The sequence below is a fragment of the Butyrivibrio fibrisolvens genome, assembly GCF_023206215.1.
GTDB classification, from domain to species: domain Bacteria; phylum Bacillota; class Clostridia; order Lachnospirales; family Lachnospiraceae; genus Butyrivibrio; species Butyrivibrio fibrisolvens_C.
Genome location: NZ_CP065800.1, coordinates 2,026,681 through 2,040,002, shown reverse-complemented (window position 1 = coordinate 2,040,002; position 13,322 = coordinate 2,026,681). Strand labels below are relative to the sequence as shown.

The window sequence follows — 13,322 nt, the reverse complement described above, 5'->3', positions numbered from 1 at the left end:
ACTGTATTAAGCATCCATTTTTTGTACAATATTAATAATATTCTGCTCAAAGCGCCAAAATACAGGATGTATGTAGATGTAAATCGTCAGTGTGTAAATTGTTTACATTTGTAAACTTGTTTTGACTTTTTTGATATGCTAAGATTTTAAAGATATCTGATGAATGCATTAAGACAAGCCTTGATGCGCTATTATCATATGTAAATATCAGATCAATATGAGGTAATGAACATGGCCAACAATAAAGTGACTATGCAGGATATCGCAGACGCCTGCGGATTATCCAGAAATACAGTATCCAAAGTTTTCAACGGACGAGGTAATGTCCCTTCAAATACACGTAATCATATATTAAAAAAAGCTGAGGAGCTCGGATACAAAGCCATCCCCAGCGAAAAAGTCTTCCAGCAGTCTTCTCATGGAAAGGTAATCGCACTTCTTTCCAATAAGCTCCCTGCTGAATACCATTTTGGTACATATTTTGTTACTACTTTTACAGACAGGATATGCAGAGCAGGTTATAACCTTAAGATGTTCGAGATATCTTCAGAAGAGCTTAAACGAAAAGAGCTGCCGCCCCATTTCATCCCGGATCAGACCGCCGGAATAGTGGGAATAGAGATGTTTGATCAAGACTATCTTGATTATATATGTAAGCTCGGAATCCCTACGATAATGCTCGACAGTCCCACACACGCTTTCAAAAAGCTCATGGGATGCGACTTCGTAGCTATGGAAAGTCGCGCAGGAATCATAGAAATAGTAAACTATATTATAAGTAAAGGTGCCGGAAAGATTGGATTCTACGGCGATTGTGAACACTGCGGAAGTTTCTATGACAGATGGATAGGATACCGGACAGCCCTTATAGATGCCGGCATAGATTATAACGAAGATTACTGCATCTTAGATCCGGATGCATCTCCATACGCAGACACAGACTGGATCGTATCAAGACTTAATAAGATGAAAGAGCTGCCGGATGCCTTTGTATGCGCAAATGACTTCCTTGCAGCCCATCTAATGAATGCTCTTAAAAAGATGGGATTATCTATTCCGGGCGACATAATGGTAACAGGATTCGACGGAACACCTCAGGCCTCTATCGTAGAGCCTGCACTTACAACCGTCCAGATCCCCAGTGTAGAGATAGGCCGCATCTCAGCAGAAGTTCTCCTTAGAAGGATCGGCAATCCCGGCATTCCCTACAGCTGGACCCATGTAGAATGCACACCCATGTTCAGAAACAGCACCAGAAAATGACCCCCGGCATACACTACCAAGGGATCAGTTTTAGTTTTTAACTTAAACTGTTTCCTTGGCTTCGTACCACAGAGGTCATTTTCCGTCCCTATGGGTTCATTCACTTCTAATCGCCCATCTCATTTTGGTTGACTTACTTCTTGGATTAACTCTGCATTCTTCTGCAGATGGTCTTATTACTTCATCCGAAACTTCAGAATATATTCCTTCTTTTTTCAAAGCTTTGAAGGACTTCTTTACAAGTCTGTCCTCTCCTGAGTGGAAAGTAAGTATCGCTACTCTGCCGCCGGGTTTTAGTATGCCGGGGAGCTTTTCAAGGAACGCATACAGAACTTCGAATTCGCTGTTAACATCGATTCTAAGTGCCTGAAATACTCTTGCGCAGCTCTTCTTGATAGCCTGCTCTTTCTCATCTTTGTCAACTTTCCAAAGGGCATCAGCGATAGCATTCTTTAAAGCTGTCGTAGTATCCATAGGATTCCCCTTTTTCATAAGTGAAAAGACCTTGCTCGCGATCTCCTTGGCATAAGGCTCATCTGAGTTCTCTATCATCATACCTTCAAACTCTTCCTGAGTGATGCTATGGAGTCTTTCTGCTGCAGACTGGCCGTGTTCAGGATCGAGTCGAAGGTCAAGAGGACCGTCGATCTTGTATGAAAAGCCTCTTTCGGGATTGTCTATCTGCATAGAGGATACGCCAAGATCAGCAAGAACAAAATCAAACTTGCCGGCTTCTTCACAGACTTTATCTATATTGGCAAAATTAATGAGTCTAAACTTAAAAATATCCTCGCCAAATCCTGCATCTTTTAACCTCTGCGTAGTCTTCTTGGACTCAATAGGATCTACGTCAAGGCCGTATATGCATCCACTTCCCTGAAGCTGCTCTAACATCTTGCGGGTATGACCGCCATAGCCCAATGTGCAGTCAAGCCCCTGCTGCCCAGGCTGTATCTGTAAAAAGTCCAGTATCTCTTTAACCATTATAGAGATATGCATTCCTGCAGGAGTTGAGCCCTTGCTTATAACGTGCTCAACTGTGTCCTTGTATTTTTCAGGATTGTGCTCCTTGTACTTTTCTTCAAACTTTTTGGGGTACTTGCCTGAATAGTGGACTCTTCTTTTGTGCTGTTTTTCTTCCATACGATTTTTATTCCTATTCTCCAAAAATCAAAGCTTACTCAGAAGCTCCTGTGCCTCTACACTGCCATGCTTAGCTGCATATGAAGCCCACTTCTTGGCTTTAGCCTTATTAACTTCACCAAAGCTTCCATCGAAGTATCCCCTTGCCAGTCCTGCAGCTGCATTTACATCGCCTCTTGCAGCGCCGTCGATAAGTTTAAGCTGTCTGTGCTTTTGAACAAGCTTATCAAATCCGCTTTTAAGAAGCTTATAACGCTCATACTTCTCAGCACTTGCAAAATGATCCTCTCGAAGCTGCTCAGGATTGCCCTCATATGAAAGGACTTCATCTCCAAACTGTTCACTTGTAAGATCAAAAACATGACCGTCTACAACGTTATAACAGTGGAAATTGCCGCCCTCTCTGGGTATGCCGTATACTTCTCCTCCGAACACATCCTGTACCAGGAATGCTGTTATAGAGCACTGCCCCAGAGTCATATTCTCCTTGGACCATCCATCTCGAAGCCTCGGTGCACAGGTATCCTTGCTCCAGATCTCAGTCAGGATCACATACATCTCCTTAGGATCTGCTATAACATCATAATCTTCATTAACAGGTGAGACATCGCAGCTGTCCCATCCGTAGAATTTAAACTCTCTTTTCATTATCAAAAACTCCTTTATATCTTGCACTACATCCGCTTGCCAGCTCGGCACTTTATAATCCAAACTGCCCACTTATGCCATGCCGAATCTTCAAAACTTCGCATAAGAAGGCAGAATTTTAAATCTCTTCACCAAGTCAGTAAGCTATAGCTTATAATACCATGGAAATATCTAATGATATAGATGCCTTATTTACAAAACTTCCCACTCGAACGTTCCGACATCCCCAAATTCTTTACAATGGCAGACAGTATATAACTTCCATAACTTATTCATTTCCATCAAATAATGCTGTAAAATAAAAATATACAATCGTTTTTTCGATTGTATACATATTTTCAAGTACATGTTTTTATAAACACCATCACATATATAAGTCACAAGTTACATCCACCATGATCGTCGCTGCCATATACAGGCGCCAAAATACTGGGATAACATATGAAATTTAAATACGTCAGGATTCAAGGCAAAGAACTTGCCGCCAATACTAAAACCGGCAAAGGGATCTTCAGCATGCTCAACCAGATGGTTCAGGACAAAACCATGGAGCAGGAAGATATAGATCTCTTTCTGGAGATCGATTCCTGGTTTGCAGAAGTCCTTCCATGGCCTCCCCAGTGCCAGCGCCAGGAGAAAGTCATCTGCTACTTCAAGGTTGAGAATGCAGAGCTTATGATGAAGATGATCAATCCCATGTTATGGCTTCTTGAAAGATATAACCATCCCTACTACGTTGTATATACTAATTATCCGGGAGAGATAGTCTACGAAGATGAGTATCAGGTTGTCGTCAAGGTTGATGAGAATATTGTTGTCGAGGATCTCCAGAAGCCCTGGGGTCCCAAAAACAATCAGTCATCCGAACAGGCTGACAGTCTATAATATAGCCAAGGTCACATGTCTGATCGCTATTATTACCAAAGCAGAGCTTTAAGCAGTCACTCATCCAAAGATATTGCTATAATAAAGCCTTAGAAGACCGCTTAATAACAGCTCTTCATCGATGATAACCTTATGCTGTAACAAAGGCTCTATCATCTCAGAAAATCCGCCCGTTATTACTATGCTCTTAAGTTCTCCCTTCTCCTGTTCTATTCTGTCCAGAAGTCCGTCCAGCATAGCGGAAGTCCCATGCATAAGTCCTGATAGCATACTGCCTTCTGTATTAGTTCCAAGGAGCTGCCCCGGACTTTTAATCTCGAACTCAAAGAGCTGAGCGCCTCTTGAATATGAATCTCCTGTAGTCCTTATTCCGGGGATTATGATAGTCCCCTGATACTCAAGGTTACTGCTTACATAGCACAAAGTAGTGAAAGTCCCAAGATCTATAACGCAAAGAGGTGCCTCGTACTTGAAGGCAGCGCAGGAAGCTCCCACCAGAAGGTCAGTTCCGACTTTCCTTGGATTGTCCATGCAGATCTTAAGACCATAATCCGTACTTGAATCTACTATAAGCGGCTTACTTCCTGACAACTTCTCAACTGCCATGGATATAGTCCTTGTCACAGCAGGAACTACACTGCATACAGCAGCTCCAACGATGTCCTCAGCTGTCTTTTGTCTTGCAAAAAGAATCCCCTGTATCTTATCTGCATAGGACTCAGCATCCAGTTCACTATCTGTAATGAGTCTTGCTGTGAAAGCAAGCTCATCTTTGTCATAAGCGCCTATTGTAATATTTGAATTACCTATATCAAAAACTAAAATCATACCTATCTTACTTCCATTGAGCAAAAAAATAGTTTAGAATACTTACGTATTTTATAGCTACTCATTTAATAGTCCAAATCATAGTAACTATATAACAATAATGGATTGTACCATATTTCCAAAAGCGATGTCATCTCTGGCGCTCTAATAAATTCAGTTTTTGGAAAAATATATATGGACAATACCGATAGGAGAATCTATGTTAGAAAACAAAACAGTTGTACTGGGCGTTACAGGCAGTATCGCCGCTTACAAAGCTGCAAATCTTGCAAGTATGCTCAAAAAAGAAGGTGCAGATGTTCATGTCATAATGACAAAGAACGCTATCAACTTTATAAATCCCATCACCTTCGAAACCTTAACCGGCAATAAGTGCCTCACAGACACATTTGACCGAAATTTTGAATTCTCAGTAGAACACGTATCACTTGCAAAAAGAGCTGATATCATAGCCATAGCTCCTGCAAGTGCAGATATTATCGCCAAGTGCTCACATGGAATAGCTGATGACATGCTAACTACAACAGTTCTTGCATCAACATGTCCAAAACTCATAGTCCCTGCCATGAATACCCGAATGTATGAAAATAGTATAACTCAGGAGAATCTTGAACATCTTAAGGAGCACGGCTTTGCCATCATGACACCAGAATCAGGCTACCTTGCTTGCGGAGACAGTGGCAAAGGCCGCTTCCCCAAGGAAGAGCTGATACTTGAAGAGATCCTGTATCACTGCGCTTTTGAAAAAGACCTGTCCGGCAAAAAAGTCCTGATAACAGCAGGTCCTACAAGAGAAGCCCTTGACCCTGTCCGCTTCATAACTAACTATTCAACCGGAAAAATGGGATACGCCTTAGCTAAGGCTGCTATGCTTAGAGGCGCAGATGTCTCTCTTGTATCAGGCCCCGTTAATATACAGGCTCCTTCACATATAAATCTCATCCGTATCTCAAGTGCTAAAGAACTCTTCGAACAGACTACCAAAAGAGCATCTGATGCAGATATAGTAATAGCAACTGCTGCTGTAGCAGACTATAGACCTCAGACAATCGCTGACAATAAGATTCGTAAGGAAGATATATTCAAAGATAATACTGATAGTATAAATTCCAGCAATAATACTAATAGTATATCAACTAAAGATAATACTATAACCTTAACCCTCGAAAGAACCGAAGATACTCTTTCATGGATAGGTCAGCATAAAAAGAGCGACCAGATTCTCTGTGGATTTGCAATGGAAACAGAAGATCTTGAAGCTCATGCCAAGGATAAGCTAGATAGAAAGAATCTCGACCTTATCTGTGCAAACAATGTCAAAGTCGAAGGCGCAGGCTTTGGTGTAGATACAAATGTCATCACTGTTATAACTAAAGATGGTATTGATCATCTTCCTCTTATGAGTAAATTTGATGCAGCAAATGCGATATTAGATAGGTGTAAAAAATAATCAAGAACAGTCAATATCAGTTTTTTATCCTTGGAAACAGTAAATCTAATGAAGGCAAATTTGTCATGGTAAAGAGTGGCTTTCAGCTTGAAAATTTTTCATATGCTGATGGATTAGTGAAGATGGAATAATTACCCTTCCCTTGTATATGTCAGCATTCATCTAAAGATATATTTTCAGAAAGTTAATTGTACCAGTTTCTATAAACTCAGGATTAACGCTTAATATGCTGGAGAACTGTATCTTCATTCCCATTGATATTTTCATGGACAAACTTCATAATGAAGGTATAAATGATGAATTTGATGCATGGCTTACATTTCTGGGATGTGATGATATTAATTACATTGGAAAGCTTATTGAGAAATATCCTTCTTTCACGCCCATGTATCAAGATCTTTATGATATGTGTCTCAATGTTGAAGAGGTAATGAAAATGTTTTCGAAAGAACTCCAAGAACTTGATCAGAACACTGTTATTTATATGATTGACGAGTTGCAGGATCAACTTGATACTGCTAATGCTACTATATCTGAGAAAGATGCTCAGTTATCACAGAAGGATGCTACTATTTCTCAGAAAGATGCTCAGTTATCACAGAAGGATGCCACTATTTCTCAGAAAGACTCAACTATCGCAGATCTTCAAGCCAAGATTAAAGAGTTGGAAGCACAAATCAGTCACTAACTGCTTAAAATTGCCTTGATGAAATATAATTTCAGGAAATCAAATAGATTCGTTTTTTAAGGTGACGGGTTCGATTCCCGTCACCTTTATTGCTTAATATGTAGTCTTCACTATTCTCGCTCCAAAGGGAAAAAGTGCTAATCTGGCGATCTTGAAAAACTGCATGCCGAAAGGGATTCCAATAATCGTAACGCAAAGAACGCATCCGATAAAAAAATTCCCAATAGCAAGTTCCAAGCCAGATACAAAGAACCAGATAATGTTTAATAGACAAGATACTGCTCCGCCCTCATCTATCACTTCTTTTCCAAATGGATTTAGTGATAATGATGACATTTTAAAGCATTGCAGACCGACAGGAATTCCAACTATTGTGATACACCAAAGAATACCTGCCAGCCACCATCCTATAGCGCTAAATAAGCCACCGCATATTATCCAAATTAAGTTTCCGATGAGATTCATATTCAAATAATCCTTTCAATCATATCAACCATATTATTATCTTATACTACTTCTTTTTTCTGAATTTAGAAATATGCTTTACAAATACTCATATATAAACTGTTTTTCAATATAGTCTACTACAGCCTGACCGTCATTAAATTCCTGATATCTGGTTTTACCACCTGAATATTTAAGATGATAAATTCGGTATAGATTCTTACAATTCACCAACTCTATCACTAACCTTGTTAGCTAATCGGTTCTAAATAATACCAGCTAACTGGCAACCAAAAATACTTATGTTCATATACGATTCGAACATATCTATCGCTATCATCGTCCAATATTCTGTCGCGTTCTTCATCAGAGAGCGCATCAAAATCATACATACACATATCAGTCATGCCTGTGAAGTATTCAACATCAATATTCATAAGAGCCAGGTCCGAATTGTTTTCCTCTAAGTATTTCTGCACATATTCCGGTCCACCGTCACAGATAATGACCTTTTCTGCTCTCATGTGAACCCAGTAAATATCTGACGCTTCAGCCTTGGTCTGGCCGTAAACCGTGATGCCATCCGGCATGTTCAAGCTTTCAATCCTTGAAATCGCCGCTTTGCACATCAGGTAATATCCGATGCCGCTAGTCATAACGATCGCTAGCGCAATAATACCAATCGTTATAAGTAGTATTTTCTTAACTTTGTGTTGTTTTTTCATAATGAACCAAATCACGCATATTAGCGCGTTAATCCTTTCTTGTTAATAGTACTAGATTCAATAAAGCTTGTTTATACTGATTATTTACTTTCCTTGTTAGAAGCATATGTCTTCAAAAAATTCAGAACTTCATCAAAATACTCTGTCTGTGCAGAAGAGATTTTATGCTCTTTACCGTTGTAATCAGTGATCCTGATTTCTTTAGATATAAGCAATTGTCGTTTAACTATGCTAAATTCCACATTTTTTCGCCATTTGCGAATATCTCCTGGTTTGATCAAGCGTTTTTTTGAATATAAGCCTTTAATAACTATGGTTTCGTCCTTCACCTTTATATAGGCAAATGCATCATTAAGACATACAAACGCTAACAAAACCATAACCAGGATAAAAACAGGATAGCCGTAATGAAAACATATCCTGTCTGATAATGTATAAAAGCTATCCCATTCACTATAAATGTAATAACTTATACCTCCTGCCACCGCAAAAAAGAGGATTGCAATAAATAAATACACAATCCTTTTTGGCTTTTGTAAAGATACCTCAATAATCTTCTTTGCCTCGTCAGATAACTTGTTCTCACGAAATTCATAATCTCCATCACGGAATACCTCTATATTTTTTACGTGCTTTGAAAGCTCATGATATATCTTATCAATGTTTTCATAGTAAGCTAGTCCAAATGATTTTCTTTTGCCGTTGGCATCAAAACAGTAAATGCAATTATACTGACTAATATAGCCTTTTCTAACGATGCATTTTTCAACATCGCTGAACTTAATTTTTCTCCTGAAAATGCCAAAACTCATGACGAATTCTGTGTCTGTTATAATGAGATATCTAAACGGATAAAAAATTGGTGCCGGTACAAGTGCAAATGCAATACAGAATATTCTTGTAGCCCAGTCATCAAATAATACTCCAATAACTATAAAGAGCACTGCTATCACTAGCCATAATATTGTAAGTGGTGTCATATCAAGTCTAAACACCATCTTGCCATTTTTAGAATAATACGTATTTTTAAAATTCATCTCTAATTCCGTTAATCCTCACAAATAATTGAATTTTCATGACGCCGTTATAAACACTTCTTATGTTTTTCAATCACTCAAAAAAGTACAGATACTCATTCCCCTCATCATCTGTCGTAAGATACATCTCCATAGACCTTGTCTTGGCGCCATTCCAGCCATCATCAAAGAAGTAATAAACTCCTATGCAATTTTCTGATTTAAGCAACTGCGCAATCTCGTGGTCCTTATATCCCGGGATGGAATTTACTTCTTTAATCTCCCTGTCTCTTTCGGCAAATTGCTCTTCAATGGTTTCTGTAGCGCCATTAAACAAGCTGATACGGATATAAGCAAGTTCACTGTATCCTTCTGAATAATCGATTTCGACCTCGCCCTCAGCCATGCAGTAAAGGTCGCCTAGCTCAATGTCTGTAATTTCAGCAACATAATCTACAAGGTCCCAGCCTTCATAGGAACAGATATTATTAGCTTTTGCATAAATAAGCTTTGCCTCATACAGAGCATTCTCAAGCTCGCCCTGTTTAAAAGCTGAAAGCAGAACTGAAAAATAGCGATTGAACTTCTTGGTGTTTACCATATAACCGCCAACATCCTTTTTTGTACCATCCTTCAGATAAAGATAAATGTACTCAGAGTCTCCATCGCAGACGCTTGTGTCCTCTTTTATCTTCATGGTTCTAAGGTCATCTCTGTCAATCTTATCTTTAAGATCATCAATATCAACAGTGGTCTCATAAACTACTTCATCTTCAAATATAAGCTCTGCCCTGCCGTCGTTATATATGATCACATCGCCGCCGGCACATTCAAAATATGATCCCCAGCCGCCTCCTCCGTAGGTAAAGCCGATGTACTTGTCTTCATCGTATAGATCTTTTTCCTCTTTGGATCTATCTTCATCGTTTGAAGAGTATTCTTCCTCTTCTGTTTCCGGTATTCTGTCCCTGATCCAGGACGTAAGAAATAATGCTGACCCCAAAGTAACAACGCCTATTACTAAAACTACCAGAACTGCTACAAAAACTTTTGTATTGTTCTTCATACCGTCTCTCTCTTTTCTAAATTTTATAATGGATTTTTACCTACTGACATTACCAAGATTATCATTATTCCAAACTTAAAACCACAAGATCCGATAATCGGTCGATTTTATAAGATAAAATGTAATTCTTCCATTTCCTTTGTTAGTTAAAAGACTTTGATGAAAAACTATGATGACAAAAGACTTTAATGGCAAAAGAAAAGGCAGTACACAATATACATATCATGTACTGCCCTACTTTCTAATTTCCTGTTTAATCACATATTCTATTAACACTCTTATTCCTACAAATATAATCCCAGCTACAATCTCCGCATATTTCTTCTCGCCTGCCTGTCTCTATGACAAATTCTCGGACTTTTTTCAAAAATTTTTCATATGAGATCTCGGTTCCTTCACTAAGTCCACATGCTTCTAAGACGCCACGGTCGTATCGCTCAACCTTATCCTTACTGGTACAGATGCCAGATTCATTATTAGGGCAGTTCTTGCATACAATATCCGTCTCAACTTGTAGCACAATCTTCTGCAATGGATTTTCCTCAAATTCTCGTATTACCATTCCCATATGGTCTGTGAAAGCAACACAAAGATAAAGTAAAAATACACACGATATATACAGTGTGTGTATTTTTACTTTAATAATGCACTTTATTCATTTAAAGAAGGTTCTATCTTGCTTTTACTTCACGATCATTCCCGTCTTTCTATCTGAGAAGATCGCTACCTCTACGAGGAAGATGATTCCGAGGAGCAGCTGCTGGATCTGAGATGTAAGGCCCATCATTACAAGGCCGGATGCAAGTATCTTATAAGTAAATACGCCCAGGATGATGTTGTAGAATTTAACTTTAGCGCCGCCATTTACGGGCATTCCGCCGAGTACGAGGGCGATCATGATCTGGGTTTCAAGCTGGTTACCGGCTGTTGATGTTACGGAACCGACTTTTACTGAGTTAATGAATGCTGCAAGTCCTGTTACGCAGCCAGCAAGAATGTAGATGAGCATCTTGGTTCTTTCAACTCTGATACCCGCGAATCTTGCGGCGGTTTCGCCTGCGCCGATGGCTTTAAGTCTGTTGCCAAGACCTGTGTAGGTGAAGGCTACAAAGAGCACCAGGAGAATGATCACTGTAAATGTGAGGTTAAATCCAAGTGTGTTGTACTTGGCAATGTCGCTTACGCCATATACAGGGGACTTGGTGGTTGCGTATGCTACAACGCCGCGCAGCAGGTACATCATACAGATAGTAACGATGAATGATGTGATCTTGCGCTTAACGTTAAAGTATCCGTTTATAAGTCCTACAAGTCCGCCGACTGCAACGCCGCCGAGCATGGCGAGCACTATGTTGTAGTTGGAGAGGTAACATATGACGATTGAGCATACACCCAGCATTGAACCTTGGGAAAAGTCGAGTCCGCCCATTGTCATTACCATGAATACTCCGGAAGATGCTATCATCAGCATGTAAGTCTGACTGAAGAGGAGTTTTATATTAGCTGCAGCAAATATCTTACCGCCTGTAAGTATATAAAAGATAAGGCAGATAAGAAGGAATCCTATGAAGGGCATTGCAGTTCTTAATGTATTTTTGTCAAAGAAGGAAACATCAGATTTTCCCTTTTTATTCATAATAGCAAAATCGCTCATTTCTTTTCCCCCTTTAAACCATCTTTGCAATAAGGTCTTCATCTGTAAGCTCCTTTGAACGTTTGAATTCGCCGCTTACTTTACCATCTTTCATTGTCAGAATCCTGTCGCTCATACCGATAAGTTCCATGATCTCTTCCGAGATCATAATGATGGACTTACCATTTTTTCTCATCTCATCCATCATTGAGTAGATATCAGCCTTAACCTTGACATCGATTCCTCTTGTGGGTGAGTCAAGGATGATGATATCTGAGTCCTTGCCAATCCATCTGGCGAGGACGACTTTCTGCTTGTTACCACCGGAAAGAGCTGACACGAACTGGTTGACACTCTCCATCTTGGTAGACATCTGCTTGGCGAACTTTTCTGCAAAGCTTGTCATGTCCTTGTCGTGCAGAATCTTTTTTCTCTTAAGATTCTCTATTGAAGGAAGGCAGATGTTGTCCTTGATGGTGTCGTTAATAACAAGTGATTCGGTGTCTCTGTCCTTGGATGCATAGGCTATGGAGTGGCTTATGGCATCCGGGATGTCGTTGATCCTGGTTCCGTCATATAAGGTCACGGTGCCTTCTCTGTCATAGGAAGCTCCGAAGAGGGCCTTGCCGACTTCATGCATTCCGCATTCAGACAGACCGCCGATTCCGAGTATCTCACCCTTATGAAGTTCTACGTTGAAGTCATCAAGCTCATCCCTTACGCTTATATGCTCGCCGCGAAGAACTACTTCGTTGCTTATCTCTTCGCCATAATCGGTGCGGTAATAGTTATCACTCATCTCGCGACCAACCATAAGCTTTTTGAGGTCATCAGGTGTTGCACCCTTAGCTGATATTGTATTGATCAAAACCCCGTCACGAAGAACAGATATGTTATCAGACTGTTCTATTACTTCTTCAAGGTCATGGGATATGAAAATAACGCAGTTACCGCTATCCCTTACCTTCTTCATAACTTTGAAAAGCTCGGCTCTTCCTTCATGTCCAAGAGCTGTGGTCGTCTCATCGACAACGAGGATCTTTGGTCCGAAGTGGGTTGCCTTAACTATTTCGATAAGTTTTCTTTCCTCGAAATTATAGGTATCAATAAGGGCTGTAGCCTTGATGTGGTTAAAACCATAGCTGTCGAGGAGTTCCTGAGCCTTCTTGTTCATAGCTTTGGAATTTTTGATACCTTTTTTGGTAAACTCATCTTCTTTTCCCAAGAAAATATTCTCAGCAACGGTGAGGCCTGAAAGTGTGCCAACTTCCTGAACTATGATCGCCACGCCTTCATAGTTGGCTTCTACCTGGTTCTTGGGATTTATCTCTTTGCCCTCAAGGGTAAAAGTGCCGCCGCCCTTTTCATATATTCCGGTAAGCATCGATGTGAATGTTGACTTGCCGGAGCCGTTCTCTCCTATAAGCGCGTGAATCTCGCCTTTGTAAAAGTCCAAAGTAACATGATTCACGGCATGTGTTATACCAAAGCGCTTGTCTATGTCTTCGGCATGTAATAGTACTTCGCTCATGT

General features: G+C 40.0%; 14 protein-coding genes. 4 read left to right on the top strand and 10 right to left on the bottom strand.

What is annotated here, in order from left to right; all coding sequences use genetic code 11:
- Positions 1-231: 231 nt before the first annotated feature.
- Positions 232-1,263, top strand: coding sequence for a LacI family DNA-binding transcriptional regulator (locus tag I7804_RS08355; protein ID WP_192575444.1), 1,032 nt, complete (start codon positions 232-234; stop codon positions 1,261-1,263).
- A gap of 96 nt (positions 1,264-1,359) precedes the next feature.
- On the opposite strand, the gene rsmH is transcribed toward I7804_RS08355, so the two are convergent.
- Together rsmH and I7804_RS08345 are read right to left on the bottom strand one after the other, a co-directional pair.
- Positions 1,360-2,406, bottom strand: a complete 1,047-nt coding sequence (rsmH, locus tag I7804_RS08350) for a 16S rRNA (cytosine(1402)-N(4))-methyltransferase RsmH (protein ID WP_027215301.1) — start codon at positions 2,404-2,406, stop codon at positions 1,360-1,362.
- 27 nt (positions 2,407-2,433) lie between these two features.
- The gene (locus I7804_RS08345) at positions 2,434-3,054 is read right to left on the bottom strand and encodes a YunG family protein (RefSeq protein WP_248405914.1); all 621 of its coding nucleotides are present in this window, start codon (positions 3,052-3,054) and stop codon (positions 2,434-2,436) included.
- A 441-nt stretch (positions 3,055-3,495) separates the two neighbouring features.
- Here I7804_RS08345 and I7804_RS08340 point away from each other — a divergent pair, with 441 nt between their 5' ends.
- Positions 3,496-3,939: a hypothetical protein gene (locus I7804_RS08340; RefSeq protein WP_248405913.1), complete on the top strand. Its 444-nt coding sequence runs from the start codon at positions 3,496-3,498 to the stop codon at positions 3,937-3,939.
- Positions 3,940-3,999: 60 nt separating this feature from the next.
- Here the strand turns inward: I7804_RS08340 and I7804_RS08335 are convergent, their stop codons facing one another.
- On the bottom strand, positions 4,000-4,767 hold the full coding sequence (locus I7804_RS08335; RefSeq protein WP_248405912.1) for a type III pantothenate kinase: 768 nt from the start codon (positions 4,765-4,767) through the stop codon (positions 4,000-4,002).
- A gap of 199 nt (positions 4,768-4,966) precedes the next feature.
- Here I7804_RS08335 and coaBC point away from each other — a divergent pair, with 199 nt between their 5' ends.
- Both coaBC and I7804_RS08325 read left to right on the top strand, forming a co-directional pair.
- Positions 4,967-6,217, top strand: coding sequence for a bifunctional phosphopantothenoylcysteine decarboxylase/phosphopantothenate--cysteine ligase CoaBC (gene coaBC, locus I7804_RS08330; protein ID WP_248405911.1), 1,251 nt, complete (start codon positions 4,967-4,969; stop codon positions 6,215-6,217).
- Positions 6,218-6,443: 226 nt separating this feature from the next.
- Positions 6,444-6,905, top strand: coding sequence for a hypothetical protein (locus I7804_RS08325; protein ID WP_248405910.1), 462 nt, complete (start codon positions 6,444-6,446; stop codon positions 6,903-6,905).
- A 93-nt stretch (positions 6,906-6,998) separates the two neighbouring features.
- On the opposite strand, the gene I7804_RS08320 is transcribed toward I7804_RS08325, so the two are convergent.
- The 7 genes from I7804_RS08320 to I7804_RS08290 all read right to left on the bottom strand — a co-directional run bounded on the left by I7804_RS08320 (position 6,999) and on the right by I7804_RS08290 (position 13,320).
- Positions 6,999-7,370 (bottom strand): YccF domain-containing protein, encoded by a 372-nt coding sequence (locus I7804_RS08320; protein ID WP_248405909.1) that lies wholly within the window; start codon positions 7,368-7,370, stop codon positions 6,999-7,001.
- Between the two features lie 230 nt (positions 7,371-7,600).
- Positions 7,601-8,074 (bottom strand): hypothetical protein, encoded by a 474-nt coding sequence (locus I7804_RS08315; protein ID WP_248405908.1) that lies wholly within the window; start codon positions 8,072-8,074, stop codon positions 7,601-7,603.
- A gap of 80 nt (positions 8,075-8,154) precedes the next feature.
- Positions 8,155-9,111: a hypothetical protein gene (locus I7804_RS08310; RefSeq protein WP_248405907.1), complete on the bottom strand. Its 957-nt coding sequence runs from the start codon at positions 9,109-9,111 to the stop codon at positions 8,155-8,157.
- 73 nt (positions 9,112-9,184) lie between these two features.
- Positions 9,185-10,156: a hypothetical protein gene (locus tag I7804_RS08305; RefSeq protein WP_248405906.1), complete on the bottom strand. Its 972-nt coding sequence runs from the start codon at positions 10,154-10,156 to the stop codon at positions 9,185-9,187.
- Positions 10,157-10,409: 253 nt separating this feature from the next.
- The gene (locus I7804_RS08300; protein WP_282570523.1) at positions 10,410-10,772 is read right to left on the bottom strand and encodes a DUF1284 domain-containing protein; all 363 of its coding nucleotides are present in this window, start codon (positions 10,770-10,772) and stop codon (positions 10,410-10,412) included.
- A gap of 66 nt (positions 10,773-10,838) precedes the next feature.
- Positions 10,839-11,810: an ABC transporter permease gene (locus I7804_RS08295; protein WP_248405904.1), complete on the bottom strand. Its 972-nt coding sequence runs from the start codon at positions 11,808-11,810 to the stop codon at positions 10,839-10,841.
- A 13-nt stretch (positions 11,811-11,823) separates the two neighbouring features.
- The gene (locus I7804_RS08290; protein WP_248405903.1) at positions 11,824-13,320 is read right to left on the bottom strand and encodes a sugar ABC transporter ATP-binding protein; all 1,497 of its coding nucleotides are present in this window, start codon (positions 13,318-13,320) and stop codon (positions 11,824-11,826) included.
- Positions 13,321-13,322 lie beyond the last annotated feature (2 nt).